The 25,430-nt window shown below is 66.5% G+C and carries 24 protein-coding genes; 8 read left to right on the top strand and 16 right to left on the bottom strand.

All coding sequences use genetic code 11. The features are described 5' to 3' along the window. Positions 1-134: 134 nt before the first annotated feature. Both efp and ACTZWT_RS15130 read left to right on the top strand, forming a co-directional pair. Complete coding sequence (efp, locus tag ACTZWT_RS15135; protein ID WP_444770499.1) at positions 135-701, top strand: elongation factor P; 567 nt, start codon at positions 135-137, stop codon at positions 699-701. 164 nt (positions 702-865) lie between these two features. Further along, the gene (locus ACTZWT_RS15130; protein ID WP_444770498.1) at positions 866-2,440 is read left to right on the top strand and encodes a M23 family peptidase; all 1,575 of its coding nucleotides are present in this window, start codon (positions 866-868) and stop codon (positions 2,438-2,440) included. Positions 2,441-2,463: 23 nt separating this feature from the next. On the opposite strand, the gene ACTZWT_RS15125 is transcribed toward ACTZWT_RS15130, so the two are convergent. Then, positions 2,464-3,447 (bottom strand): lipid kinase, encoded by a 984-nt coding sequence (locus ACTZWT_RS15125; RefSeq protein ID WP_444770497.1) that lies wholly within the window; start codon positions 3,445-3,447, stop codon positions 2,464-2,466. Between the two features lie 208 nt (positions 3,448-3,655). On the opposite strand from ACTZWT_RS15125, the gene ACTZWT_RS15120 reads away from it, so the two are divergent. The 3 genes from ACTZWT_RS15120 to ACTZWT_RS15110 all read left to right on the top strand — a co-directional run bounded on the left by ACTZWT_RS15120 (position 3,656) and on the right by ACTZWT_RS15110 (position 6,393). After that, positions 3,656-4,882 (top strand): lytic murein transglycosylase, encoded by a 1,227-nt coding sequence (locus ACTZWT_RS15120; RefSeq protein WP_444770496.1) that lies wholly within the window; start codon positions 3,656-3,658, stop codon positions 4,880-4,882. A 10-nt stretch (positions 4,883-4,892) separates the two neighbouring features. Further along, on the top strand, positions 4,893-6,008 hold the full coding sequence (locus tag ACTZWT_RS15115) for an FUSC family protein (RefSeq protein WP_444770495.1): 1,116 nt from the start codon (positions 4,893-4,895) through the stop codon (positions 6,006-6,008). 94 nt (positions 6,009-6,102) lie between these two features. Next, complete coding sequence (locus ACTZWT_RS15110; RefSeq protein WP_444770494.1) at positions 6,103-6,393, top strand: hypothetical protein; 291 nt, start codon at positions 6,103-6,105, stop codon at positions 6,391-6,393. Positions 6,394-6,525: 132 nt separating this feature from the next. On the opposite strand, the gene recJ is transcribed toward ACTZWT_RS15110, so the two are convergent. The 7 genes from recJ to ACTZWT_RS15075 form a co-directional block, all read right to left on the bottom strand. After that, positions 6,526-8,367 (bottom strand): single-stranded-DNA-specific exonuclease RecJ, encoded by a 1,842-nt coding sequence (recJ, locus tag ACTZWT_RS15105; RefSeq protein ID WP_444770493.1) that lies wholly within the window; start codon positions 8,365-8,367, stop codon positions 6,526-6,528. A 195-nt stretch (positions 8,368-8,562) separates the two neighbouring features. Continuing rightward, complete coding sequence (locus ACTZWT_RS15100) at positions 8,563-9,291, bottom strand: haloacid dehalogenase type II (protein WP_444770492.1); 729 nt, start codon at positions 9,289-9,291, stop codon at positions 8,563-8,565. Positions 9,292-9,542: 251 nt separating this feature from the next. Further along, positions 9,543-9,986, bottom strand: coding sequence for a GNAT family N-acetyltransferase (locus ACTZWT_RS15095; RefSeq protein ID WP_444770491.1), 444 nt, complete (start codon positions 9,984-9,986; stop codon positions 9,543-9,545). Positions 9,987-9,997: 11 nt separating this feature from the next. Further along, positions 9,998-11,002 carry a class II fructose-bisphosphatase gene (gene glpX, locus ACTZWT_RS15090; protein ID WP_444770490.1) on the bottom strand — a complete coding sequence of 335 codons (1,005 nt, stop codon included), beginning with the start codon at positions 11,000-11,002 and terminating at the stop codon, positions 9,998-10,000. 63 nt (positions 11,003-11,065) lie between these two features. Further along, complete coding sequence (locus ACTZWT_RS15085; protein ID WP_444770489.1) at positions 11,066-12,388, bottom strand: homoserine dehydrogenase; 1,323 nt, start codon at positions 12,386-12,388, stop codon at positions 11,066-11,068. Positions 12,389-12,497: 109 nt separating this feature from the next. Then, the gene (locus tag ACTZWT_RS15080; protein ID WP_444770488.1) at positions 12,498-13,718 is read right to left on the bottom strand and encodes an LL-diaminopimelate aminotransferase; all 1,221 of its coding nucleotides are present in this window, start codon (positions 13,716-13,718) and stop codon (positions 12,498-12,500) included. Between the two features lie 190 nt (positions 13,719-13,908). Further along, positions 13,909-14,175: a hypothetical protein gene (locus ACTZWT_RS15075; protein WP_444770487.1), complete on the bottom strand. Its 267-nt coding sequence runs from the start codon at positions 14,173-14,175 to the stop codon at positions 13,909-13,911. A 394-nt stretch (positions 14,176-14,569) separates the two neighbouring features. Between ACTZWT_RS15075 and phaC the strand changes: the two genes are divergently transcribed. Next, positions 14,570-16,372 (top strand): class I poly(R)-hydroxyalkanoic acid synthase, encoded by a 1,803-nt coding sequence (gene phaC / locus ACTZWT_RS15070; RefSeq protein ID WP_444770486.1) that lies wholly within the window; start codon positions 14,570-14,572, stop codon positions 16,370-16,372. Between the two features lie 70 nt (positions 16,373-16,442). Here phaC and ACTZWT_RS15065 read toward each other — a convergent pair whose 3' ends face one another. The 4 genes from ACTZWT_RS15065 to ACTZWT_RS15050 form a co-directional block, all read right to left on the bottom strand. Next, complete coding sequence (locus tag ACTZWT_RS15065; RefSeq protein WP_444770485.1) at positions 16,443-17,726, bottom strand: amidase; 1,284 nt, start codon at positions 17,724-17,726, stop codon at positions 16,443-16,445. 63 nt (positions 17,727-17,789) lie between these two features. After that, positions 17,790-18,770: an ABC transporter substrate-binding protein gene (locus ACTZWT_RS15060; protein WP_444770484.1), complete on the bottom strand. Its 981-nt coding sequence runs from the start codon at positions 18,768-18,770 to the stop codon at positions 17,790-17,792. 54 nt (positions 18,771-18,824) lie between these two features. Beyond that, positions 18,825-19,703, bottom strand: a complete 879-nt coding sequence (locus tag ACTZWT_RS15055) for an ABC transporter permease (protein ID WP_444770483.1) — start codon at positions 19,701-19,703, stop codon at positions 18,825-18,827. Then, the gene (locus ACTZWT_RS15050; RefSeq protein WP_444770482.1) at positions 19,703-20,491 is read right to left on the bottom strand and encodes an ABC transporter ATP-binding protein; all 789 of its coding nucleotides are present in this window, start codon (positions 20,489-20,491) and stop codon (positions 19,703-19,705) included. The genes ACTZWT_RS15055 and ACTZWT_RS15050 overlap by 1 nt, the downstream gene beginning before the upstream one ends. Before the next feature lie 298 nt (positions 20,492-20,789). On the opposite strand from ACTZWT_RS15050, the gene ACTZWT_RS15045 reads away from it, so the two are divergent. Next, on the top strand, positions 20,790-21,488 hold the full coding sequence (locus ACTZWT_RS15045) for a GntR family transcriptional regulator (RefSeq protein WP_444770481.1): 699 nt from the start codon (positions 20,790-20,792) through the stop codon (positions 21,486-21,488). Between the two features lie 21 nt (positions 21,489-21,509). Here the strand turns inward: ACTZWT_RS15045 and ACTZWT_RS15040 are convergent, their stop codons facing one another. The 4 genes from ACTZWT_RS15040 to ACTZWT_RS15025 all read right to left on the bottom strand — a co-directional run bounded on the left by ACTZWT_RS15040 (position 21,510) and on the right by ACTZWT_RS15025 (position 24,404). Then, complete coding sequence (locus ACTZWT_RS15040) at positions 21,510-21,872, bottom strand: hypothetical protein (protein WP_444770480.1); 363 nt, start codon at positions 21,870-21,872, stop codon at positions 21,510-21,512. Between the two features lie 239 nt (positions 21,873-22,111). After that, on the bottom strand, positions 22,112-22,720 hold the full coding sequence (locus ACTZWT_RS15035; RefSeq protein ID WP_444770479.1) for a class I SAM-dependent methyltransferase: 609 nt from the start codon (positions 22,718-22,720) through the stop codon (positions 22,112-22,114). Between the two features lie 8 nt (positions 22,721-22,728). Next, entirely contained in the window at positions 22,729-23,724 is a 996-nt protein-coding gene (gene argC, locus ACTZWT_RS15030; RefSeq protein ID WP_444770478.1) for an N-acetyl-gamma-glutamyl-phosphate reductase, read from the bottom strand. 11 nt (positions 23,725-23,735) lie between these two features. Beyond that, positions 23,736-24,404: an FMN-binding negative transcriptional regulator gene (locus tag ACTZWT_RS15025; protein WP_444770477.1), complete on the bottom strand. Its 669-nt coding sequence runs from the start codon at positions 24,402-24,404 to the stop codon at positions 23,736-23,738. Positions 24,405-24,858: 454 nt separating this feature from the next. Between ACTZWT_RS15025 and ACTZWT_RS15020 the strand changes: the two genes are divergently transcribed. Further along, positions 24,859-25,404 carry a DUF2087 domain-containing protein gene (locus tag ACTZWT_RS15020; RefSeq protein WP_444770476.1) on the top strand — a complete coding sequence of 182 codons (546 nt, stop codon included), beginning with the start codon at positions 24,859-24,861 and terminating at the stop codon, positions 25,402-25,404. Positions 25,405-25,430 lie beyond the last annotated feature (26 nt).

Here is a 25,430-nt window from a genome sequence, read left to right as displayed (position 1 = left end):
TCGCCCCCGCGGCAAAGCGCAAAACGCTGGCATAGTCGGGGCAAATGGGTATGTTGCGGCCCGAAACCGTTTCGCAGGCCGCCGGATGCCAACGCCCGGATCGGGCCCGGACCTGAACCACAGGAAATATTCCTTTGAGAGTCATCGCCAGTTCTATTCGCAAGGGCAACGTCCTCGAGCAAGATGGGAAGCTTTACGTCGTCCTGTCTGCCGAAAACATCCATCCCGGCAAGGGAACTCCGGTCAGTCAGATCGAAATGCGCCGAATCAGCGACGGCGTGAAGATTTCGGAGCGCTACAAGACCACCGATCAGGTCGAGAAGGCCACGATCGAAGAGCGCAACTACACCTTCCTGTACGAAGACGGCGAAGGCTTCCACTTCATGGAACCGGAATCCTTCGACCAGGTCCAGGTGACCAAGGACGTGATCGGCAACTCGGCGCCGTATCTGGCCGAGAACATGGTGGTGAAGCTGTCGATGCACGACACCGTCGCGGTCGCGATCACCCTGCCGCAGCGCGCCACCCTCGAAGTGGTCGAGACCGAGCCGGTCACCAAGGGCCAGACCGCGTCGTCGTCCTACAAGCCGGCCGTGCTGTCGAACGGCGTCCGCACCGCGGTTCCGCCGCATGTCGGCGTCGGCACCCGCATCGTTGTGCTGACCGAAGACGGCTCCTATGTCGAGCGCGCCAAGGACTGACCTGGACTGACGCGCCAAGGCGCCTCGAAGCCGATCCAAGCCCGCCGCATCCCGGCGGGCTTTTTCGTGGGCTCAGGGACCATGCACCCTCTGCGGACCTCCCGGGCTTGGCCGTCGGGCGAAAATACCGGTAGATTGCCTCCGAAGTGCAGGAGACGCGTCGCTTGAGATCGGTGTCGGTCGGCCAGATACTGCTACGGAGCCTGCGCGGTCTGCCGCTGCTGCTGATCGCCGCTCTCACCGCCACTGCGCCGGCCGACGCCGACAACTTCAGCACCCCGACCGTGACGACGCTGCGGACCGATTGGGGCGCAGCCCTGAGCCAGTTGCGCTCCGAACTGGGCGGCAGGCCCGCCGTCGCCGCCGAATTCATCTTCAGCGGCCGCCGTGGGCTGCGGGCCTATGATCCGCGCCGGATCCCGGCGCTGGTCCGGCTCAACGCCATCAGCGCGCGGTTCTTCCCCGGCATCGGTCGCAGCGCGGTGCCCGTGCTGCTGCCGTTCGACGTCGCCGCGCTGCTCGACGCCGATCCGAAGGCCGAACCGGATCACGAATTGCTGGCGCGCGTGCAGGCCGGCTTCCGCCCGGTCGAGATGTTCGACGCCGGCCCCTCCGGCTACGACGCGGTGTTCGCGCTCGAGCCCGGCGCGGGCGACGACACGCCGCCGCGGGTGTTCGCCAGCCCCGTCGAGGTGCAGATCACCGGCTCGAACCTGATTTACGACATCGCCGATCCGCTCGGCGGCAAGGGCGAGCCGGTCAAGGCGCTGGCCGCGCAATATCCGGACCTGCGCCGTTTCATCCGCGAGGGCCATGTGCGCTACGCCTTCACCCGGTTCGGCGCGGCCTATGTGGTGTCGATCCAGTGCCTCGACTCGGTTCCGAAGGCGCGGCGCCTCGCCTGCCGCGAAAGCTATCCGGTGGCCGAGCGTTTCCTGTCGGCGCTGCGCATCGCCGGCGGCCGGCCGCATCGCCCGCGCCGCGATATCGAACCTGCGATCGCCGAGCGGCCGACCGCGCTGTCGCCGGATTTCGGCTATCGGCCGAGCGGCGACATCATTGCGAATTCCGGCTTCCGCAAGCAGCAGGGCCGCCCCGATTTCACCGTCTACGCGCAGATGCGGTTTCCGATCGAGAAGTCGCCGGCCTATGCGCGGTCGCAGTCCTATGCGCGGCATCGGCCCGCGGTCGGCGGCAACGGACCCTATGCCTATCCGTGGCGGGACAATTTCTGCGAGAGCCGCGGTTTCGGCGTCGGCCAGTGTGCCACCGGCTTCGGCCATCAGGGTCAGGACATCCGCCCCGGCGCCTGCCTGCCCGGCCAGCCCGATTGTGATGTGAAGCAGCAAGGCGTGGTCGCGGTCCGCGACGGCGTGCTGATCCGCTCGCCGAAGCAGCAGGCGGTGACGCTGCAGGTCAACACCAGCCGCGAGCACATCCGCTTCCGCTATATGCACATGAATCCGTCGGAGCTCGACGCCGACGGCGTTGTCAACGGCCGCGTCGTCAGCGAGGGCGAGCGCTTCGGCGTGGTCGGCAACTATCTCGATTTCCCGAACGGCACGTCGCGCCATCTGCATTTCGACGTGCAGGTGTTCACGCCGGACGGCTGGCTCTGGGTCAATCCCTACGTCACGCTGATCGCCGCTTATGAACGGCTGCTCGGCGAGCGGGGCCGCGAGATCGTGCCGGAGGCCGCGTTTCCGCCCGCGGTCGCGCGCGCGGCTCCGGAGGATTGAACAATCCAGGTGAGCGGCACGTCTCAGTCGCGCGGCGGCGTCTCCTTCGGAACGAACACGCTGACGGCTTTCGGCAGCATTTCGAACCGGGCCGGAGTGGAGGTGACGATTTCACCGTCGGCATTGATCGGACGTCGCTTGCGGGTGTGGATTTCAAACGACACGCCGCGCTCGGCCCGGACTTCGCGCCACATCACGTGCCGGCCTTTGCGGAAATCATAGGCCATCGCCAGCAGCTTCCACAGCCGGCCGAATTCGAGCGAGTACAGATCGAAACGCGCATCGTCGATCTCGGCGGTCTGCTCGACCGTCATGCCGCCGCCATAATAGCGGCCGTTTCCCACGGCGATCTGCAACGTCCGCACCCGGACCGAAATGCCCGACGCAACGATCACGGCGCGAAACGGCCGCATTCGGCTCAGCACTTTCGCCGCCGTGATCGCGTAGCTCAGGCGGCCGAACCGGCGCTTGCTCTCGCTGCTCAGTTCGCGCGCGAGTTCGGTGCTCAGCCCGACGCTGGCGACGTTGAAGAACTTGTGGCCGTTGACCGAGCCGAGATCGATTCGCTTGCGGTGACCGGCCGCGATCACGTCCGCCGCGGCCTCGATGTCGAGCGGCAGGCAGAGCGTCCGCGCGAGATCGTTCGCCGTGCCGGCGGGAATGATGCCGAGCGGCAATCCGGTTGTCACCAGCGCGGGCGCGACCGCATTGAGCGTGCCGTCGCCGCCGGCGACCACCACCGCCTCGGCGCCGTCGGCATGGGCTTCGATCCAGCGCGGAAGGTCGTCCGGTTTGCCCGGCGGGGATACCAGCACGTCGAAACCGGCGGCCCTCAGCCGCGACTCCGCGATGCCCCCGGCCTCGCCGCCGGACCGGCTCCCGCCATTGACCACCATCAGGACGCGGCGCACCGAAATGGCCGCCGGGCCGCCCCCCTCTTCCGCCCCGCCGGTTTCGGTGGCGAGCGGCAGCTCTTCCGGAGTCGGAATGACGCGAGTTTCGATCATGCATGATCCATCTGGACGGAAACTGACAGGGCAAGCGCAGTGGTGCCGGAATGGCGACAACATGGGTTAACGCCCCGCAGCTGAAAGGTGCCGCCCCGAGACAACTTGTCGCTTCTCCCGCTGCAACCCTGCGCCTCGACCGCGGCCGCCTGCCCCGCGCTCGGCCCTCGGCTCTGGCGGCCTGCAGCAAAGCCGTTAAACTCGCGCAATGACACGCTCCGATTCCAGTTTCCTGCCGACCCGTCGCCTTCTGCTGCAATCCGCGCTCGGCGCAGCCGTGATGTGGCCGGCGGTGGCGCGCGCCGCCCCGGCCGGCTTCGAGGAATGGCGCGACGGGTTCCGCGGCCGCGCGCTCGCCAAGGGCATCTCGGCGCAGACCTGGGACCGCGCGATGGCCCGGGTCGAGCCGGACATGAGCGTGTTCAAGAAGATGCAGAAGCAGCCGGAATTCCACGAGCAGCTCTGGCAATATATCAACCGCCGCGTCTCCGACTGGCGCATCACCAACGGCCGTGAGGCGCTGAAGAAACACGAGCCGCTGTTCGCCCGGATCGAGCGCGATTATGGCGTCGAGCGCGGCACGCTGCTGGCGCTGTGGGGCGTCGAGAGCGCCTATGGCGACCCTTTGGTGCAGCAGAACCACATGCGCCCGGTGTTCCCCTCGCTCGCAGCATTGGCCTGGAACGAGCCGCGCCGCCGCGCCTATTGGGAAACCGAACTGATCAACGCGCTGAAGATCGTCGACCGCGGCTGGTCGACGCCCGACGAGATGCGCGGATCCTGGGCCGGTGCGATGGGTCACACCCAGTGGATGCCCGAAGTCTGGCTCAATGTCGGGATCGATTACGACCGCGACGGCCGCGTCTCGCCGTTCGGCCGCCCCGACGACGCGCTCGGCTCCAGCGCCAGATATCTCGTCAATCGCGGCAAGTATCGCCGCGGCGAGCATTGGGGCTACGAGGTCCGCGGCCCCGGTGGCGCGATCAGCGGCAGCCGCTCTTATCTCGCCTGGTCGCGCTCCGGCGTCGCCCGCGTCGACGGCGAGCCGTTTCCCGATCCGCAAGCGATGGCGCAGATGTGGGTGCCGGTCGCGGGCGGCCCGCAATTCCTGCTGGGCCCGAACTTCTACGCGGTGCGCAGCTACAACCCGTCGATGAACTACGCGCTGGCGATCTGCCACCTCGGCGACCGCATCCTCGGCGCGGGCCCGTTCGCGAACGCGTTCCCGGGCTCCGAGCGGGCGATGACGCTGGCCGAGGTGCAGGAAATGCAGACCCGGCTGACGCGCGCCGGCTTCGACACCGGCGGCACCGACGGCCGGGTCGGCAACGACACCATGAAGGCGGTGCGCGATTATCAGACCCGCGCCGGGATGCAGCCGGCCGACGGCTATGGCGGGCTCAAGCTGCTGGCGCGGCTGCGGCAGGGTCCGTAGGTCGCCCGCGATGCGGCATCACTGGACCTGGCACCGGGTGAAGGCGCTGGCGCACGAAGAGTGGCGCGCGCTGGTCACCATCAATCCGAGCGACCGCCCCTGGCAGATGCCGGCCTCGGTCGCGCTCGCCGCCGGACTGCCGATGCTGATCGGCGCGTATTTCGATCACCTCGATTACGGCCTGATATCCTCGCTCGGCGGTATGGCGTTCCTGTATCTGCCGCGCACGCCGCTGCACCACCGCATGGCGGCGATGATGGCGGCGTCGTTCGGCTTCCTCGCCTGCTACACGGTCGGACTGATTGTGCATCTGCTGCCCTGGCTGCTGGTGCCGGCGCTCACCTTCGTCGCCATCATGGTGACGATGGTGTGCCGGTTCTATCGGGTCGGGCCGCCCGGCAGCCTGTTCTTCGTGATGGCCGCCTCGATCGCCGCCTACACGCCGAGCGAGCTGATGCAGGTGCCGCTGAAGGCCGGGCTGTTCGCGATGGGCAGCCTGCTCGCCACCCTGATCGCCCTGGTCTACACGCTGTACGTCTCGCGCATCCGCGATCCGCTGCCGGTCGAGCCGCTGGCGCAAGCCGATTTCGATGTCGTCGTGCTCGACTCGGTGCTGATCGGCGCGGCGGTCGGCGTCTCGCTGGCGCTTGCCCAGGCGCTGCAACTGGAGCGGCCCTATTGGGTGCCGGTGAGCTGCCTCGCGGTAATCCAGGGCCTGTCGGTGCGGGCGATCTGGAACCGACAGCTGCACCGCATCCTCGGCACCGTGCTCGGCCTGGTGATCGCCACCGGCCTGCTGTCGCTGCCGCTGGAAAAATGGAGCATCGCGCTGCTGGTGCTCGGGCTGAGCTTCGTGATCGAGACCGCGGTGATCCGGCACTACGGCTTCGCGGTGATCTTCATCACGCCGCTGACGATCTTCCTCGCCGACGCCGCCACGCTCGGCCACGGCGTCCCGGTCGAGATCATCGAGGCCCGGCTGATCGACACCGTACTCGGCTGCCTGGTCGGATTTTTCGGCGGCATCCTGCTGCATAACGCCAATTTCCGCCGCTGGGTGCGCCCCGCGATCCGCCGGCTGACGCCGCTGCGGCTGGTGCCGGACCGCCCACCGCAGCAGCCGTGACAAAATCCACCGAAAGTCCGGGTGCGGATCGCCGCGCGCCGTGGAATAATACCCGCCTTCGCCCTCACCGCTGGATATGTCGCTGGATCGTGCCGTGACCGATATACGCCCGCAGGCCGAGACCTTTCAGGCTCCGCTCGACGAGATCGTCTGGAACACCGCCTTCCGCCGCGGCTTCGCCGAGGCGCGCTCCGGGCGGCTGCCGAAATTCGACGACGAGCTGATGTTTCAGGACGGGCTGGCCTGGGTCTACGAATGGGGCCGGCAATTCGCCATCCTCGCCCCGCCCGACCTGCCGCTGGTGCTGCCCGACGAAGGCGCGCTCAACCCGAAAGCCGTCGAGCTGTTCCGCGAGATGGTGATGCAGGGCGAGATCTGTACGTAACAGCGAGTCATTCCGGGGCGCGAGCAAAGCTCGCGAACCCGGAATCTCGACGTTCGGGGCGCTCAGCCCCTCGCATGCAGAACATCTCGGGATTCCGGGTTCGCGCCTTCGGCGCGCCCCGGAATGACGATGTCACCTGATCATCGCCGGCCCGGGGTCCGGCACCGCGACGTCGATCACGCGAAACTGCACGCGCTCGGCGCCCTGCCAGCGATCGATCGCAAGACAGCCGGCAACGTGGAGTTGCTGTCCGCGGTTCTCGGTGAGCGCCTGACCGAGCTTCTGGCCGACGCTGCGAAACGCGATGCCGTTGACGATGGCGCCGTCGCCGGACCTGAACCGCAGCCGCAGATGCGCCTGCCCGACTTCGTCGGCATAGACCAGTTGATGCGCCGGCAGCGCGATGACCGGCTCGGGATTGCCGGCGCCGAACGGCCCGGCGCGATTGAGCGTGGCGGCGAATTCCGGCGTCACGCCGCGCGCCGACACCGCGCCGTCGATCGACAATTCGTTGACGTGGCGCGACTTGGCGACGTCGGCGGCGAGTGCGGTCTCCAGCCAGCCGCGGAATTCGGCGAGGCGTTCCTTGCGCAGCGTCACCCCGGCGGCCATCGCGTGGCCGCCGCCTTTCATCAGGATGCCCTCGCTCACCGCCTGGCGCACCGCGCGGCCGAGATCGACGCCGCCGATCGAGCGGCCCGAGCCGGTGCCGATGCCGCCGGGCTCCAGCGCGATGGCAAAGGCCGGACGGCCGAATTTCTCTTTCAGCCGCGACGCGACGAGCCCGACCACGCCGGGGTGCCAGCCCTCCGACGCCGTGACGATCACCGCGCCCTTGTCCTCGAGCCCGAGCGACGCCATCGCCTCGGCTTCCGCCTGCGCCTCCGCCATCTGCTCGATGACGCGGCGCTCGGTGTTGAGCCGGTCGAGCTCGGCGGCGATCCGTGCCGCCTCCGAGACGTCGCCTTCGAGCAGCAGCCGCACGCCGAGATCGGCGCGGCCGATCCGGCCGCCGGCATTGATCCGCGGGCCGAGCATGAAGCCGAGATGCCAGACCTCCGGCGGCCCGTTGAGCCGCGCCACGTCCATCAGCGCAGTGTGGCCGACATGATCGCGCCTTCGCAGCGCGATCAGCCCCTTGGCGACGAAGGCGCGGTTGAGCCCGATCAAGGGCGCGACATCGGCGACGGTGCCGAGCGCGACGTGATGCAGCATGTCGAGCAGATTCGGCTCAGGCCGTTCCACCGTCCAGAAGCCGCGATGCCGCAGCTCGCGATTGACCGCGACCAGCGTCATCATCACCAGCCCGACGGCGGCGAGATGGCCGAGACCGGAGAGATCGTCGGGCCGGTTCGGATTGATCAGCGCCTCGACCTCGGGCAGTTCGTCGCCGCATTGGTGATGGTCGATCACCACCACCGACATGCCGAGCCGGCGCGCTTCGGCCAAAGGCTCCAGGCTGGTGGTGCCGCAATCGACCGTGATCAGCAGCGTCGCGCCCTTGTCCGCCAGCATCCGGATGGCGTCGACATTCGGGCCGTAGCCTTCGAAGATGCGATCGGGAATGTGGATCAGCGGATCGAGGCCGCAATGCCGCAGATGCCACGCCAAAAGCGCCGCCGAGGTCGCGCCGTCGACGTCGTAATCGCCGAAGATCGCCACCTTCTCGCGCTTCGTCGCGGCATCGGCGATGCGCGTGGCGCCGGCCTCCATCTGCGTCACCGTCGATGGATCCGGCATCAGCTTGCGGATGGTCGGATCGAGGAAATCGGCGACCGCGTCGATCTCGATGCCCCGCCCCGCGATCACCCGCGCCAGCATCTCCGGCAATTGATAGCGCTGCGCGATCGCCTGCGCCTTCGCGGTGCCGCGCCCATCCAGCCGGTCGCGCCACAGCTTGCCCGTGGCGGAGCGGCTCACGCCGAGAAACGCCGACACGGGATCAGGCGGCAATGCGGATGCGGGCAAGGTCATGGCGCGTGGAGATAAGCACGAAGCGAGGGCGAGGCAAACCGATGCCTCACCTCATGCATCGAGTCGTCATCCTGAGGTGCGAGCGCAGCGAGCCTCGAAGGATGCGGCGACAAGCGCCGTGCCGGCGGCACATCCTTCGAGGCGCGCAAGGGCGCGCACCTCAGGACGACGGAAACCTTGTGGCAGACTTGAAGATCAGCACCCCAGCCGGTCGGCGATGCCGCCGAAATCCGCGGCGACGATGTCCCAGGCGCCGGTCGCCTCGTAATCCTGCTTCTGCAGCGGGCCGTATTCGGTCGGACGGGCCACGAAGGCGGTCTTCAGGCCGAGCTTCTGCGCGGCGTCGAGGTCGTTGTTGTGGGCGGCGACCATCATCACCTGTTCAGGCGCCAGGTTCAGCAGCCGCGCCGCGCCGAGATAGGTCTCGGGGTCGGGCTTGTAGTGCTCGAACAGGTCGCCGCCGAGGATCAGGTCCCATGGCAGCCCGACGGTCTTGGCCATCCGCGTCAGCAGACCGACATTGCCGTTCGACAGCGGGCTGATGATATACTTCGTCTTCAGTCGGGAGAGGCCGGCGACCACATCCGGCCACGGCTTCAGCCGGTGCCAGCCGGTCGTCATGTAGTGCAGGTCGTCGTCGGTCAGCCCCGCGATGCCGAACTCGACCACCAGCTTCTCCAGCGAGCGGCGGTGCAGATCGTCGAGGATGATGAAGCCGCGCGACGGATCCTTGCGGACCGCGTCCATCGACGGCACATAGGCCTGCCGCCACGCATCGACCAGCCCGGCCCAGTCGCCGGCGACGCCGCGCTTCGCCGACCACGCGGTGAAGTCGGCGATCAGGCTGCTGCGCCAGTCGACCACGGTGCCGAAGATGTCGAACACCAGGGCCTGCACGTCTGTCGGTTCGGCTCTTCCGGCCATCGCTTCTCTCCCTTGCTACGTATACCGACCTCATGGTGAGGAGGCGCGCAGCGCCGTCTCGAACCATGATTTCCAGCCACTCATCCTTCGAGACGCGGCCGAAGACGGCCGCTCCTCAGGATGAGGGCCTTGCCCGTTGTTCTGGTCATTCCGGGGCGCGCGAAGCGCGAACCCGGAATCTCGAAGGCCAATGCCGGTCTCAGATTCCGGGTTCGCCCGCAGCTTCGCTGCGTGCGCCCCGGAATGACGAACTAGAACACCTTCCGATATTGCATGAAGCCGGAATCGTCGGCGATGCGGTCGTATAAGAGGCGCGCGGTGGCGTTGCCGGTTTGCGTGAGCCAGTGCACCCGGCTGCAGCCGTCGGCCTTGGCGCGGTCGTACACCGCCTCGATCAGCTTGCGGCCGAGGCCGAGCCCGCGCGCGCTGTCGGCGACGAACAGGTCCTGCAGGTAACAGTAATCGCCCGCCGTCCAGCACGAGCGATGATACAGGAACTGCACGATGCCGGTGAGCTTGCCGTCCACATAGGCGCCGAGCAGATACATCGGCTCGGCGGCATCGTGAAACCGCGCCCAGGTGACGTCATTGGTCCCGGGCGCGAGCGTCGCCTTGTAGAAATCGAGGTAGCCCGCCCACAGCGGCTCCCATGCGGCGCGCTCGTCGGGGCCGACGGGACGGATCTCAACGGCCATCGGCGTCATCCTCAATCCAGGTGGAATTTCTCGAACTGACGATGATCCGCCTTGATGTAGCGGACGGTGCCGGTCACCGAGCGCATCACCACGGTTTCGGTCTGGATCACATGCTTGCGGAACTTGACGCCCGAGAGCAACGAGCCGTCGGTGACGCCGGTCGCGGCGAACAGGCAGTCGCCCTTCACCATGTCCTCGATTTGATAGACGAAGTTCGGGTCCTCGATGCCCATCGACTCGGCGCGGTTGCGCTTCGAATAGGTGTCGAGCAACAGCCGGCACTGCATCTGGCCGCCGATGCAGCGCAGCGCCGCCGCGGCCAGCACGCCCTCCGGCGCGCCGCCGGTGCCCATGTAGATGTCGACGCCGGTGTTGTCCGGATCGGCGCAGTGGATCACGCCGGCGACGTCGCCGTCGGTGATCAGCTGCACGCCGGCGCCGGTGGCGCGGATCTTGGCGATCAGCTCGGCATGGCGGGGCCGGTCGAGCACCAGCACGGTGATGTCGTGCACCGACACGTCCTTGGCATTTGCCAGGCGGCGGATGTTGTCTTCGGGCGGTGCGTCGATGTCGATCACGTTCTTGTCGTAGCCCGGGCCGATCGCGATCTTCTGCATGTAGACGTCGGGCGCGTGCAGCAGCGTGCCGCCTTCGGCCATCGCCATGGTGGCGATCGAGCCCGGCATGTTCTTGGCGCACAGCGTGGTGCCTTCGAGCGGGTCGACCGCGATGTCGACCTTCGGGCCGCCGTCGATGCCGGCGCCGACCTTCTCGCCGATGAACAACATCGGCGCCTCGTCGCGCTCGCCCTCGCCGATCACCACGGTGCCTTCGATCGGCATCTTGTTGAGTTCGCGGCGCATCGCGTCCACCGCGGCCTGGTCGGCGCCCTTCTCGTTGCCGTGGCCGCGCAGCCGCGCCGCCGACACCGCAGCACGCTCCGTCACACGCACGATCTCGAGCGTCAGGATGCGCTCCAGCAACAATTGCGGCGGAACGGAAATGGTGGTGGACATCGGCCCTCTCCTCAAACTCTGCCCGCACCCCAGCGGCGCGGGCGTACTTGTCTCTGGCGTCTTCTAGTTCTTTTCGATCCGGATGACCTGCGGCCGGCCGCTGATCACCTTGTCGCGCTGCACCGCCTGCAAGGCGCGGCGCACCGCGTCCTCGCTGGTCGCATAGGTGATCAGGATCACCGGCACCGGCGCGGATTTCAGCGGCTTGCCGTTCGCATCGGTGGCGCGCTCGGGCTGGCGCTGCACGATCGATTCGATCGAGATGTCCTGCTCGGCGAGACGCGTCGCGATCGTCGCCGCGGTGCCGGCATGGTCGCGCGCCATCAGGCGCAGATAGTAGCCGCCCTCGTGGCGCTGCATCGGCGCCTTGGTGATCGCGGCGAGCTTGCCCACCGGGCGGCCGAACGGCTCGGCGCGGGTGCCGCGCGCGACATCGGCGATATCGGCAACGACCGCCGAGGCGGTCGCGGCCGCGCCGGCGCCGGCGCCGACCAGCGTGATCGGCGGAATGCCGTCGCCGTCGATGGTCACCGCGTTGGTGACACCCATCACCTGCGCGATCGACGAGGACTTCGGCACCATGGTCGGATGCACGCGCTGCTCGATGCCCTGCGGGGTACGCACCGCGACGCCGAGCAGCTTGAGGCGATAGCCGAGGTCGGCGGCGGCGCGCAGATCCTCCGGCGTGATCGAGGTGATGCCTTCGACATGAACCGCGCTCTGCGCGACCTTGGTGCCGAACGCGAGACTGGCGAGAATCGACAGCTTCTGCGCGGTGTCGTGGCCGTCGACGTCGAACGACGGATTGGCCTCGGCATAGCCGAGCCGCTGCGCGTCCTTCAGGCATTCGTCGAACGACAGACCCTCCTGCTCCATCCGGGTCAGGATGTAATTGCAGGTGCCGTTGAGGATGCCGTAGATGCGATGGATGTCGGTGCCGGCGAGGCCCTCGCGCAGCGTCTTGATGACAGGAATAGCAGCGCCGACGGCGGCTTCGTAGTTCAGCGCGACGCCGTGCTTCTCGGCGAGCGCCGCGAGCTTCAGGCCGTGCTTGGCGATCAGCGCCTTGTTGGCGGTGACGACCGACTTGCCGGCGGCGAGCGCCGCCTCGATCGCGGCCTCCGCCGGATCGCCGGCGCCGCCGATCAGTTCGACGAAGCAGTCGACCTCGGGATCGGTCGCGATCGCCAGCGGGCTCTTGGCCCATTTGATGCCGGAAAGGTCGATGCCGCGCTTCTTGGTCTTCGACCGCGCGGTGACGGCGACGACGCGCACGGGACGACCGCAGCGCGCCGCGAGCGTGCGCTGCTGCTGTTCGATGACGCGGACCACTTCGGCGCCGACGGTGCCGAGACCCGCAATACCCACTCTGAGTGGCGCGACCATGACGCGCTGAACCTGCTGCCGGAAGGCTGAAAAACCGGAAAGCCCGAGACGAGGAATCCGGGGCCGACGAACCGGGCCGAAGGCCGCGCGGGCCTTCGGGAACCGGGTCCTATCGCCGGGTGGCGAGAGGAACCACGTTGTGCAACGTTTCGACGCCGCTTTCAAGGAAGCGCCGGACCCCGCGCGCCGCCTGGCGGATGCGCTGCTCGTTTTCCACCATGGCGATGCGGACGAAGCCTTCGCCGTGCTCGCCGAAGGCGACGCCGGGCGACACTACGACGCCGGACTTCTCGACCATCAGGGTCGCGAACTGCATGCTGCCGAGCTCGCGGAACGCCGGCGGCAGCGGCGCCCAGGCGAACATCGAGGCCGACGGCGGCGGGATCTCCCAGCCGGCGCGGCCGAAGCTCTCGACCAGTGCGTCGCGGCGCTTCTTGTAGGTCTCGCGCATTTCCTTGATGCAGTCGTCCGGGCCGTTCAGCGCCGCGGTGGCGGCGACCTGCACCGGGGTGAAGGCGCCGTAATCGAGATACGACTTCACCCGCGCCAGCGCCGCGATGATGCGCTCGTTGCCGACCGCAAAACCCATCCGCCAGCCGGCCATCGAGAACGTCTTCGACATCGAGGTGAACTCGACGGTGACGTCCATCGCGCCCGGCACCTGCAGCACCGAGGGCGGCGGGTTGGAATCGTCGAAATAGACCTCGGCATAGGCCAGATCCGACAGGATCATGATCTCGTGCTTCTTCGCGAACGCCACCAGGTCCTTGTAGAAATCGAGGCTGGCCACATAGGCGGTCGGGTTCGACGGATAGCACACGATCAGCGCGATCGGCTTGGGGATCGAATGGATGATCGCCCGCTCGGCGGCGGCGAAGAACTCAGGGGTCGGCTCCGACGGCACCGAGCGGATCACGCCGCCGGCCATCAGGAAGCCGAAGGCGTGGATCGGGTAGCTCGGATTCGGGCACAGCACCACGTCGCCGGGCGCGGTGATCGCCTGGGCGACGTTGGCGAAGCCTTCCTTGGAGCCCAGGGTGGCGACGACCTGGGTGTCGGGGTTCAGCTTCACGCCGAACCGGCGGTCGTAATAGGCCGCCTGCGCCTTGCGCAGCCCGGTGATGCCGCGCGAGGCGGAATAGCGGTCGGTGCGCGGCTTGCCGAGCGTCTCCTTGAGCTTCTCCAGCACATGCGGCGGCGCCGGCAGATCCGGATTGCCCATGCCCAGGTCGATGATGTCGGCCCCGGCATTCCGCGCGGCTGCCTTGGCCCGGTTGACCTGTTCGAACACGTAAGGCGGCAAGCGGCGAATGCGGTAAAATTCTTCCATGGTCCTCGACTCCGGGGTGCGGCTGGATCGTTACCGCGTTCTTGATCGGAGGGGAATCCGATTCAGGCGCAGAAACGCTCCCATTGGCACGATTTTGCGGCGGATCAGGTCGAGGACGGTGTTTGTGCTGCGTCGGCCTGCGAACGGTGACCCACCACCGTCGCCGTTCGTGCTCCGGCGACGCTGACGGCTATTTGGCGGCGGCCGGCTTGGCGGCGCTGGCATTGGCGTTGGCCTGGCGCTCGCGGGCGGCGATCAGCTCCTGCTCGATCTTGTTGCGCTCGGCAGGGGCCAGCACGGCCTCGTCCCGGTTCGCCGGCAGGTCGTTGACCGCCGGGAAAGCCTCCACCTCTTTCGGCTTCTCGACGCTGTCGCTGGCGCCCATCAACGGCATGTCGGACAGCGAGATCGAGCAACCGCCGAGGCATGCCCCGGCCAGCAGCACGGCAAGAACCATGGCGGCGCGCCGGCTCGCGCGATCCCGGCTGCCGTCCCGCGCGACCTTTGCCCCCGTCTCTCGCATCACCCGCAAAACGCTGTTCCTTTGCTAGCGGCATCGACCCGCCGCTCGCCGAAGCAATCTTCGTCATCCGCCCGAACCAGGGCGGCCGTAAAACCTTAACGAACGACGACGACCCTCGCCACCCCGACCCTAGGCGACAAGGTCAAGTCAGTGGGATGCCAATGTGGCCAAATCAAGCGCGAATTGTCGCAGTGCAGCACATCGATTTCAGCGCCGTTCACTGAACTATGCCATCATCGGCGCGACAACGACAAAATCGTAAGCGACACGACCGTAAAGCGACAAAAACCGTATCAAGACATTCGAACAGGGTTGAAGCGTCCAGGCCATGAGCGACATGCTACCAGAAACCACGACGGCGAAGACGTTCGATCCCGAGGCTTTCGCGCGCAACCTGTCGCAGGCGATGGAGTGCGGCAGCCAGGCGCTGGCGACGATGATGAAGCCGCGCGAGACGCCGAACGCCGCCGAGCCGCCGGCCGAACTCACGGAAATCGTCAAGACCCTCACCAGCGTCGCGAACTACTGGATGTCCGATCAGGCGCGCGCCGCGGAGCTGCAGGCCAGGCTCGGCAAATCCTATCTCGATCTGTGGGGCAACGCCTCGAAGAAGCTCGCCGGCGAGAAGGTCGAGCCGACGATCGAGCCGCCGCCGCGCGACAAGCGCTTCGCCGACCCGGACTGGCGCAAGAACCAGTTCTACGACTTCATCATGCAGGCCTATCTGCTGACCTCGCAATGGGCCAACGAGCTGGTCGAGAAGGCCGACGGCCTCGACCCGCACACCAAAAGGAAGGCGGCGTTCTACATCCAGCAGATCACCAACGCGCTGGCGCCGTCGAACTTCGTGCCGACCAGCCCGGAGCTGACGCGGCATACGCTGGAGAGCAGCGGCGACAATCTGGTTCGCGGCATGAAGATGCTGGCCGAGGACATCGCCGCCGGCAAGGGCCATCTCAAGATCCGCCAGTCCGATCCTTCCAACCTCGAAGTCGGCGTCAACATGGCGACGACGCCCGGCAAGGTGATCTTCCAGAACGAGATCATGCAGCTGATCCAGTATCAGCCCGCGACCGAAACCGTGCTGCGCACGCCGCTCTTGATCGTGCCGCCGTGGATCAACAAATTCTACATCCTCGATCTCAAACCCGAGAAGTCGTTCATCAAGTATTGCGTCGACCAGGGTCTCACCGTGTTCGTGATCTCCTGGGTCAATCCGGACAGGAGCCTCGCCGACAAGAGCTTTGCCGACTACATGAAGCTCGGACCGCTGACCGCGATGGACGTGATCGAGAAGGTCACCGGCGAGATGAAGGTGCACACCATCGGCTATTGCGTCGGCGGCACCCTGCTCGCCTCGACGCTGGCGTGGCTGGCCGATCGCCGCCGCCAGCGCGTCACCTCGGCGACCTTCCTGACCACCCAGGTCGATTTCACCCATGCCGGCGACCTGATGGTGTTCGTCGACGAGGGCCAGATCTCGGCGCTGGAGCGCGACATGCAGGCGACCGGCGTGCTGGAGGGGGCGCGGATGGCGATGGCCTTCAACATGCTGCGGCCGAACGACCTGATCTGGTCCTATGTGGTCAGCAACTATCTCAAGGGCCAGCCGCCGTCGGCGTTCGATCTGCTGCACTGGAATTCCGACGCCACCCGGATGCCCGCGGCCAATCACTCCTATTACCTGCGCAACTGCTATCTCGACAACAAGCTGTCGGCCGGCACCATGGTGCTCGACGGCACCACGCTCGATCTCGCCAAGGTCAAGGTGCCGATCTACAACCTCGCCACCCGCGAGGACCACATCGCGCCGGCGGAATCGGTGCTGTACGGCTCGCAATTCTTCGGCGGCCCGGTGAAATACGTGCTGTCCGGCTCCGGCCACATCGCCGGCGTGATCAATCCGCCGGCGGCGAACAAATATCAGTACTGGACCAACGACAACATCCGCGCCGGCTCGGTCGCCGAATGGCTGAAGGGCGCGCAGGAGCACAAGGGCTCGTGGTGGCCGGACTGGCGGCAATGGGTCGGCAGCTTCGACCCCGAGCAGGTCCCTGCCCGCGCCATCGGCAACGAGACCTATCAGCCGATCGAGGACGCCCCCGGCAGCTACGTCAGGGTGCGGTCCTGAACGTCTCCGCAGTGCGCCACCGCGACGAAGACTTCGGGCGCGCTGCGGAGCCGCGGGCTTGCACCGGGCGTCAATTCGCCAATTGTGCCTCCACCGCCCGGGCAGCGCGCAGCAGACGGGTGTCCTCGCCGTGTCCGCCGACCAGTTGAATGCCGAGCGGCAGTCCGTGTGCCGAGACGGCGATCGGCATCGTCAACGCCGGCACGCCCAGCATGGTCCACACAGCGCAGAAACTGGCATCTCCGGTGTAAGCCAGCCCCTCCGGGGCCTCCCCCGGCGCGGGGGCCGTCAGGATGCCATCGAGGCCGCTCAGGTGCTGCGGAAATTCGGCCTGCAATGCCGCTTGCAACTGGCGTGCCCCGATATAGCGGGTCGCTGCGATCGCATTGCCGGTCGCGACCAGTTCCTTCAATTGCGGGCTCGTCCGATCGGGAAACCGCGCGATCAACGGATCGAAGATCGCGGCCGCCTCCGCCGCGAGGATGATTTCGGCGGCTTCGAACCCCTGCCAGTAAGTCGCCGGCAGTTCCAGCGGCACCACCGTGGCGCCGGCACGCCGAAGCTTATCCAAGGCCTGCTCGAACGCCTGGTTCTGCTCGCTGCTGACGCGATCCCAGTTCGGCGGCCGCACCACCCCGAGGCGCAGCGATGACGCCGCCGGGACGTCGTCGGCGACATCGGCTATCGGCGCCGAGCCCGATGCGTCGGACGCGTCCGCCAGCAGAGAGAACGCAAAGGCCGCATCCTCGACCGACCGCGTCAGGACGCCGACGTGATCGAGCGACTGCGCGAGCGGATGCACGCCGTCGCGCACGATCGCGCCGAAGCTCGGCTTGAAGCCGACCACGCCGCAATACGCGGCCGGGCGGATCACCGAGCCGACGGTTTGAGTGCCGAGCGCGAGCGGCACGATGCCGGCCGCCACCGCAGCCGCCGAACCGCTCGACGAGCCGCCGGGCGTATGATTCCGATTGTGCGGATTGACCGTCGGCCCGGGGCAGCGCCATGCGAATTCGGTGCTCACGGTCTTGCCGAAGACGATGCCGCCCAGCCGCTTGATACGCCCGACGATCGGCGCATCCTGATCCGGGACGTGATCGGCATAGACCCGCGATCCGTTGGTGGTCGGGATGCCGGCGGTGGCGATGATGTCCTTGATGCCGACCGGGATGCCGGCCAGCGCGCCGTCTCCGGCGACATCAAGTTGGTCGGGGGACACCCGATAGCTGAACGCCTTGAGCCACGGCTCGACCTCGTCGGCGCGCTCGGTGCAGGCTGCCAAGTAATCGGCGCGGCTCAGCGTTCCTGCGCGAAACGCACGATGGACGGCAAGCAGTCCCAATGGAAACGACATGATGCGGGGGTCCTCAACAGAAAAAAGATGCCGACGGTCGTCGCCGACCGCCGGCTGCGCGGCTCATTTCGGCAGTGCGAGCGCGTTCTTCACATAGTCCTGCACGACGAAATCCTCGTACTTCGGCGCCTGCTTCAGATTGCCGAGCGCGATCTGGGTCTGCATTGCCGTCTCGAAAGCCTTCGGCGTGGTCTGTACGCTCGTCGGATAGACGCTTTCCTTCATCATCCGCCGGACCGCCGCCTCGACGATCTTGCCGTCGAGAGTCGGGAATTCCTTCTGGGCGATCGCGACGGTCTCGTCGGGATTGGCTTGCATGAAGCGCAGCGCCAGCTCCATCCCATTGACGACGGCCTGTGCGTCCTTCGGATCGACGTTCTTGCGCGCCGTGATCGACGAGAAGGCATAAGGGCCGTAGGCTTTCGGAAAGCCGACCACGACCTTCATGCCTTTCGAAACGACCTGATCGAGGCCCGGCTCGTAGAGCACCGCCAGCTTGGCCTGTCCGCCGAGAAACGGGCCGGGCTCGGAGCCGATCTGCACCTGCAACAGATCGACGTCGGAATCAGGCTTCATGCCGTTGTCCTTGAGCAGCTTCAAGAACAGCGACGTGCTGGTGGTCGGCATCAGACCGGCGACGATTTTCTGCCCCTTCACGTCCTGAATGGTCTCGAACTTGAAGTCCGGCGTCGCCGCGATCCAGACCGCCGCCCCATTCACGACATTGGAGATGATGTTGACATCGGCACCCTTCGAATTGGCGATTGCGGTCCACTCCGGCCCGTGGATTGAAAACGCCGCACTGCCGGACAACACCGCCGACAACGCCGTCGTCGGCGAACCCGCGGTCTCCTTGTCGACATCCACTCCCTGCTGTTTGAAGAAGCCCTTGTCGATCGCGACGTAGAACGGCAGGTAGAGCATGGATTGGAAGGCCTGGGAGATCTTGACCTGCTTTGCCATCGCGGATGTCGGCATCGCAGTCGACATCGCCAACGACGCCGTCACGGTGACTGCACCGATGATTTTTCCGATCGAACGCATGGGAATTCCGCTCCGTTGTTGAGTGAGGGCTTGGTGGTTGCGTGCGCGTCGCGTCTAGGCCTGGACGCGGGTGTGTCCGATGTCTTGCTTCCAGGGGAGCAAGTATCGCTCCAGCGCATCGATGCCGTGATAGAGCACGAAGCCCATGAACATCAGGACGAACAAACCGACCCAGACCGAATTCAGGTCGTAGAGGCTCGATGCGTTGTAGACGAGATGCCCGAGGCCGCGCTTCGACGAGATGAACTCTCCGACCACCGCGCCGACGAGGGCGAAGCCGATGTTGATCCGAAACGTCGCGATGATCGCCGGCAAGGAGGAAGGGATGATGACGCTGTAGAAGATCTGGTGCTTGGAGCCGCCCATCGACACCATCAGCGACTGCAGATCCTTGTCGGCGTCCTTGGCGGCCTGATAGGCGGCGATCAGCGCGACCAGCGCCGTCATCGACACCACGAGAACCACTTTCGACAACAGGCCGGTGCCGAACCACAGCAGAATGACCGGCGCCAGCGCGATCTTGGGGACGCTGTTCAGCGCCACGATGAACGGTTCGACCATTCGCGCCACGAAGATCGAGTACCACATCGCCAGCCCGAGAATCGATCCCACGATCGTGCCGACGACGAAGCCGATGATGGCTTCGTACAGCGTGTATCCGCTGTCGACGATCAGAGAACCGTCGAGCATCTGCGCCTGGAAGCGCCACCAGATGCCGGATGGTTTGCCGACCAGAAACTCGGATATCCAGCCCATCTCGACGCCGAACTCCCACAGCAGGAAGAAGGCCGCGACGGCGACCGTCTGCAGCGCGGTGCGGCCGATATGGGTATCGAGCGTGATCATCAGCCGTCGTTTCGATTTGATCGGCTGGAGGTCGGAGCGCACGGCATTGCCGCCGGACGTCGACGAGGCTTGTGTGATGCTGCTCATCAGTTGGACTTCGCTTTTCTGGTCTGAATGTCGAGTTCGCCGCAAAGCATGTGGAAATATTCGGAGAAGCGATGGTCGCTGCGCGCCTCGACCGGTCCGGCGCGTTCGATATCGATGTGGTGGACGTTCTTGACCCGCGTCGGCCGCCCGCTCAGCGCCACCACCCGCTTGGACAAGGCCACCGCCTCGTCGACGTCGTGGGTGATCAGAATGACGGTCTTGTTGAAGGTCTCGACCGCCTCCATCAACACGCCCTCGAGATACAGACGCGTCTGGTAGTCGAGCGCTGAGAAAGGCTCGTCGAGCAACAGAATGTCCGGATCCATAATCAGCGTGCGGATCAACGCCACCCGCTGACGCATTCCGCCCGACAAGGTCTTCGGATAGGCCTTCTCGAAGCCCGAGAGCCCGAAGGTCGAGAGGTATTCGCGCGCGGTGTCGAGCGCTTCGGCGTCGGCGACGCCACGCACCCGCAGGCCGAGCAGGACGTTTTCCAGGACCGTGCGCCAGGGAAACAGCAGATCCTTCTGCATCATGTAGCCGATGCGGCCGCGGAGGCTGCCGACCTGCTCGCCGCGATAGATCAGGCTTCCGCTGTCGGCGTCGAGCAGTCCGGCGATCACATTGAAGATCGTCGTCTTTCCGCAGCCGCTGGGCCCGATGATGCTGACGAAGTCTCGCTCGTAGATGTCGAATGACAATCCATCGAGCACCGGCACCTCGCCCCCCTTCCCGGGAAACACTTTCCGGATGTCCCGGACGCTCAGCTGGATCTGCGGCTCTGCCATGGAGTTACTCCTTTGCAAATGCTTAGCAAAGGCTATGCCAGCGCCCAGAGGCGTCCGCGTGAAGCGAAAATTCTACGTTCCTGTAGGGCGTTAGGTCGAACCACCGGAGTCGGAGGCGCCGCCGGTCCGCGACCGTCCACCGCTTCAATGCATTGTGCATTATGCACATTAATGCGGCGGCGGCCCGCCGACGACATGTGATAGTGCTTGGGCATTGAACGCGTTCGCCGCGTGGCACCGGAAGTCGACGATGGCCCGGGGTTGAACGGCCATGCGTGACGATTTCAGGGAGTGATCGATGCGGGGACGTGGACAGCCCACCACCGTCCGTCAACATGTCCTGCTGAATTTGCGGACCAGAATTCTGCAGGGACGCTACGCGGCGGGATCGCGTCTGCGACAGGAGGAGATCGCCCGCCAGCTCGACGTCAGCACGACACCGGTGCGCGAAGCCTTTCGGGACCTGCTGTCCGAAGGCCTGATATCACTCGATGAACGGCGCGGCGCAGTGGTTCGCGGATTGACCCTGGACGACGTTCAGGAGATCTATCAGATGCGGATCCGGCTGGAGCCGTTGCTGGCGGCCCGCACCTTCGACGGGATCAAGGACGACGACCTCGCGCGCGCGGAGGCCTGTCATCGCAAGATGTGCGGCAAGGTGTCGGCGCAGAGTTGGGCCGGCTTGAACGAGGAGTTTCATGCGGCGCTGACGGGAAACAGCAATAGCGGTCGCCTCGGCAGCGTGGTTTACAACCTGGCCCATGCGGCGTCGCCCTATGTGGTCCTGTCGATGTTCGCCGAGCCCGACATTCGCGACATGAACAATCGCGACCACGCCGAATTGCTGACGCTCTACCGGAACCGTGACCGTGACGGCGTGGTCGACAAGACCGAACGTCATCTGGCGCAAACGCTGCGGCTGATCGAACAAGAAGCGCAACTCAAGTCCGCTCTCGTGCACCATGACGACAGCGAACTCCTGCACACCGCACCGTGAGCCCGACAGTCTCCGGATCGGCTACGAACCCGACACCCAGGCCAGCACCAGGGCGAAGCCGGCGAGGCCGACGGTGACGTGGGTGCCGAGCAGCACGTTGGCGGCGACCGGGGAACGGCGCGCCAGCGCGGCGACGAAGCCGGAAAACGCCGACACCGCGAACAGGCCGGCGGCGATCTTGCCGAACGAGAGGCTGCCCGCGGGATCGGCGCCGTCCGGCGTGCCGTGCAGCAGCATCACCAGCGTCTCCAGCCCGCCGAGCCCGAGCAGCAGATGCAGCGCCACCAGCCCCTGCCTGCGCTCGCCGCGCATGACGAGGAGCAGGAGATACAGGCCAAGCGCCGTCGCGGCGCTGAGGATCACCAGAACGGGAGTTGACGTCATTCCGCCTCCGCATGCCACCCGACGCAGCCTGCGGATTAGAGCAGGAGGCGGATAGTTCGTAAATCCGCCTGAAGGCTGGGTCAGGCGCCGCCAACAGAACCCGTCATGGCCGGGCTTGTCCCGGCCATCCACGCCTTTCTCGCGGCTCCGCGGCAAGACGTGGATGCCCGGCACAAGGCCGGGCATGACGAGTTGAAACGAACGTGCGGACTTCATTGCCCGCATTTTCGGGCAGGCGCTCAGGATGATGCCTGCCTCTGCGCGGTCACGTGCAGGATGGTCACCGCCTCATTGTCGTAGCCGACGTCCTGATTGGCCTCGATCGTGAGCGACGACCACGCGCCGGCCTCGACGTAGCGTTCGCGCAGCCAGTCTTCGGTCGGGTAGTTGTAGTACCGCGAAAGCTTGTCGCGGCCCTCGCCCACGCCGGCCTTGTAGCTCGCATAGAACAACCCGCCGGGCTTCAGCGCGCGCCGGATCCGCGCCAGCACGTCGCCGAGCTGGTCGCGCGGCACGTGCAGCAGGCAGGCATTGGCCCAGACGCCGTCATACAGCGCGTCGGCATCGAGCTGATGAAACAGCAGCGTCTCGACCGGGCGGCCGAGCTTCAGCGCGGCCTGCGCGGCCATCTGCGGCGAGCCGTCGGTCGGGCGCACGTCGAAGCCCTGCGCGATCATATGCGCGCTGTCGGCGCCTGCGCCGCAGCCGAGTTCCAGGATCGACGCGCCTTGCGGCAGCGTGTCGAGAAACTGGTTCAGCCGCACATGGCGGTGCTTGCTCCACGCCGCGTAGTCCGCGGCGTTGCCCTGATAGAAGGCGAGCGTCTCCGGATCGAATGCGTCGGACATGGCAGCGACTAGTCCAGACCCGGCGTTTCCGGCAGCCCCAGCATCAGCCGCATGTTCTGCACCGCGGCGCCGGAGGCGCCCTTGCCGAGATTGTCGAGCCGCGCCACCAGCACTGCCTGACGATGCGCATCGCTGCCGAACACGCAGAGTTCGAGCCGGTTGGTCTCGTTCAGCGCCTCCGGCTCGATCCGGCCCTGGGTCAGCGGCGCGCTGTCCTGCGGCAACACCGAGACGTAGGCGCTGCCGGCGTAGCGCTGCTCCAACGCCGCCTGCAGATCGGCGACCTTCGGCTTGCCGGGCAGCGTATCGAGATGCAGCGGCACCGACACCAGCATGCCCTGCCGGAAATTGCCGACCGACGGGATGAAGATCGGCCGCCGCGTCAGCTTCGCATAAAGCTGCGTCTCGGCGAGATGCTTGTGCGCGAAGCCCAGCCCGTAGAGTTCGAACGCCGGCGCGGTGCCGGCCTCATAAGCCGCGATCATCGCCTTGCCGCCGCCGGAATAGCCGCTGACCGCGTTGATCGACACCGGATGGTCCGCCGGGATCAGGCCGGCATCGACCAGCGGCCGCAGCAGCGCGACTCCGCCGGTCGGATAGCAGCCCGGATTGGAGACTTTTCGCGCGGCGCGGATCTTGTCGGCCTGGTCGGGCGCCAGTTCGGCGAAGCCATAGGCCCAGTCCGGCGCGACGCGGAACGCCGTCGATGCGTCGAGCACCTTCGGCGCATCGCTGCCCATGCCGTCGATCGTCGCCACGGTTTCTTTCGCCGCATCGTCCGGCAGGCACAGGATGACGAGATCGACCTCGGCCATCAGCGCGCGCTTGGCGGCCGCGTCCTTTCGCTTGTCGTCGGCAATGTCCTTCACCACGACCTGGCCGTGGCGGGCGAGCCGCTCGCGGATGCCGAGCCCGGTGGTGCCGGCGGCGCCGTCGATGAACACGACCGGCTTGCCGCTCCTGCCGGATGCGGCATCGTTCGTCGTGGTGTCGGTCAGGGTCATCTCGGGTTCCTTCACTCTGCGGGCGCGAACGCCGTCGCGTGCTCTATGTAGTCCAACTGCGGCCGCAGCGCGATCATCTGCGCGGCGATCTGTTGCGCCGCCGGATCGCCCTGCCGCGCCAGCGCACTCGCCACCGCGACGTGATCGGCGTCGGATTTGTGCTGGTTCAGCTTGAAGCTGCCCTCGACCAGATCCACCCGCATCATCACGCCGACGATCGCCTTCTTCATTGCGCTGCGCCGCCCGGCCGTCATCTTCGCCGCCGTCCACGGCCGCTTTGGCGCCAGTGAGCTTTCGAAGACCGCGCTGACCTCGTCAAGATGCCCGTCGAGCTCGGCCTCCGACATCACCGCCGCCGGGCCGCTCAGATGCACGCTCTGATACAGCCAGGTCGGGACCTGATCCGGCGACGCGTACCAGTCGGCCGACACATAGGCCCCCGGCCCGCTCACCGCCATCAGCCACGAGCCGCGGCTGTCGGCGAGCGCCGCCAGCGGATTGCCGCGCGCGACGTGAAACGACAGGAGCGGCGTGCCGTTGCTGGAGTAATTCAGCGAGAACGGCAGCGGCGACGCGACCGGCTTGCGGCCGTCATGGGCGCAGGCGAGACCGAAGCCGCGCGCCGCCGCAAAGGCAAGGCATTGCGACCGGTCGGGCTTGAAGGGTGGCGGCACATACATGGCAGGCTCCTGTGTCGGGACGGAGCCGCCGGGATCAGTTCGCGTTTGGAAGGGGGGAGAAGATCAACCTGCCGCGGACCGAAACCGGCGGCAGGGGCAACGCTGTCAGACGCAGACAGCCGCTCCCACCGCGCAAATGCGGCGGCGGTTGGCTTTGGCGGTGGCAACGGCGTTGATCATGGCGCGTTGATAGTTGCAGAAACTGATACCGTCAAGCCGCGATGCCGCTCCGCAACACTGCTTTGACAAAACGGTGGCAGCGCCCGTCATGCTTGCAAATCGACCGGGTGCGCTGTATTTCCCCGCGCACTGGTCGGCAGTTCACCAAGGCGTCGCTGTCCCGCATGGGAAGCTAAACCTGCCACGTTCCCTGATCCGGCAGACACTTGTCCCGTGCCGCGTCGAAAGTCAGCGACCATCGACATTTTCGTTCGGCACGATCGAGGATGAGGTCATGACCAGAACCGTTTTCCCTTATGCCGCGCCCGATGTCTCGACGCTGGCGCGTGCACTCGGCCGCGAACTCGAAGCGCAGGACCGCAAGCTCGGCCACGTCCAGCTCCTGAACCTGCTGACCCGCGCCGCCGGTTTCCGCAACTTCCAGCATTTCCGCGCCCAGTTCGACGCCGCAGATCAGTTGCAGCGGCAGCCCGAACCGGAGCCGCTGGCCGATCTGCAGAAGGTCGCCCGCGTCGCCCGCTATTTCGACGGCACAGGCGGGCTGACACGCTGGCCGAAGAAGGCCAGCCATCGCGTGTTGTGCCTGTGGGTGCTGTGGTCGCGGGTGCCTTCGGGACTGGAGATGAGCGAGAAGCAGGTCAACGAATGGCTCGCCGCGCATCACGGCTTCGGCGACCACGCGCTGCTGCGCCGCGAGTTGTGCGATCAGTGCCTGATGACGCGGACGCGCGACGGCCGGGTCTATCGCCGGATCGAACAAAAGCCACCGCCCGAAGCCGTGGCCCTGATCCGCGCGCTCGCCCCGCGCCGCGCCGCCTGACCGCACGCCGGCTCACAGCTTCAAGA

The sequence above is a fragment of the Rhodopseudomonas sp. NSM genome, from assembly GCF_052445935.1.
Lineage (GTDB): Bacteria > Pseudomonadota > Alphaproteobacteria > Rhizobiales > Xanthobacteraceae > Rhodopseudomonas.
The sequence above is the reverse complement of the archived record's forward strand: the minus strand, read 5'-3'. Positions and strand labels throughout refer to the sequence as shown.

Bases quoted from the DNA above. Each gene is read 5' to 3' on its own strand.
- ACTZWT_RS15125 (WP_444770497.1), bottom strand. From the start codon at position 3,447: ATGATCGAAACTCGCGTCATTCCGACTCCGGAAGAGCTGCCGCTCGCC.
- ACTZWT_RS15120 (WP_444770496.1), top strand. From the start codon at position 3,656: ATGACACGCTCCGATTCCAGTTTCCTGCCGACCCGTCGCCTTCTGCTG.
- ACTZWT_RS15115 (WP_444770495.1), top strand. From the start codon at position 4,893: ATGCGGCATCACTGGACCTGGCACCGGGTGAAGGCGCTGGCGCACGAA.
- recJ (WP_444770493.1), bottom strand. From the start codon at position 8,367: ATGACCTTGCCCGCATCCGCATTGCCGCCTGATCCCGTGTCGGCGTTT.
- ACTZWT_RS15100 (WP_444770492.1), bottom strand. From the start codon at position 9,291: ATGGCCGGAAGAGCCGAACCGACAGACGTGCAGGCCCTGGTGTTCGAC.
- ACTZWT_RS15095 (WP_444770491.1), bottom strand. From the start codon at position 9,986: ATGGCCGTTGAGATCCGTCCCGTCGGCCCCGACGAGCGCGCCGCATGG.
- glpX (WP_444770490.1), bottom strand. From the start codon at position 11,002: ATGTCCACCACCATTTCCGTTCCGCCGCAATTGTTGCTGGAGCGCATC.
- ACTZWT_RS15085 (WP_444770489.1), bottom strand. From the start codon at position 12,388: ATGGTCGCGCCACTCAGAGTGGGTATTGCGGGTCTCGGCACCGTCGGC.
- ACTZWT_RS15080 (WP_444770488.1), bottom strand. From the start codon at position 13,718: ATGGAAGAATTTTACCGCATTCGCCGCTTGCCGCCTTACGTGTTCGAA.
- ACTZWT_RS15075 (WP_444770487.1), bottom strand. From the start codon at position 14,175: ATGGTTCTTGCCGTGCTGCTGGCCGGGGCATGCCTCGGCGGTTGCTCG.
- phaC (WP_444770486.1), top strand. From the start codon at position 14,570: ATGAGCGACATGCTACCAGAAACCACGACGGCGAAGACGTTCGATCCC.
- ACTZWT_RS15065 (WP_444770485.1), bottom strand. From the start codon at position 17,726: ATGTCGTTTCCATTGGGACTGCTTGCCGTCCATCGTGCGTTTCGCGCA.
- ACTZWT_RS15060 (WP_444770484.1), bottom strand. From the start codon at position 18,770: ATGCGTTCGATCGGAAAAATCATCGGTGCAGTCACCGTGACGGCGTCG.
- ACTZWT_RS15055 (WP_444770483.1), bottom strand. From the start codon at position 19,703: ATGAGCAGCATCACACAAGCCTCGTCGACGTCCGGCGGCAATGCCGTG.
- ACTZWT_RS15050 (WP_444770482.1), bottom strand. From the start codon at position 20,491: ATGGCAGAGCCGCAGATCCAGCTGAGCGTCCGGGACATCCGGAAAGTG.
- ACTZWT_RS15045 (WP_444770481.1), top strand. From the start codon at position 20,790: ATGCGGGGACGTGGACAGCCCACCACCGTCCGTCAACATGTCCTGCTG.
- ACTZWT_RS15040 (WP_444770480.1), bottom strand. From the start codon at position 21,872: ATGACGTCAACTCCCGTTCTGGTGATCCTCAGCGCCGCGACGGCGCTT.
- ACTZWT_RS15035 (WP_444770479.1), bottom strand. From the start codon at position 22,720: ATGTCCGACGCATTCGATCCGGAGACGCTCGCCTTCTATCAGGGCAAC.
- argC (WP_444770478.1), bottom strand. From the start codon at position 23,724: ATGACCCTGACCGACACCACGACGAACGATGCCGCATCCGGCAGGAGC.
- ACTZWT_RS15025 (WP_444770477.1), bottom strand. From the start codon at position 24,404: ATGTATGTGCCGCCACCCTTCAAGCCCGACCGGTCGCAATGCCTTGCC.
- ACTZWT_RS15020 (WP_444770476.1), top strand. From the start codon at position 24,859: ATGACCAGAACCGTTTTCCCTTATGCCGCGCCCGATGTCTCGACGCTG.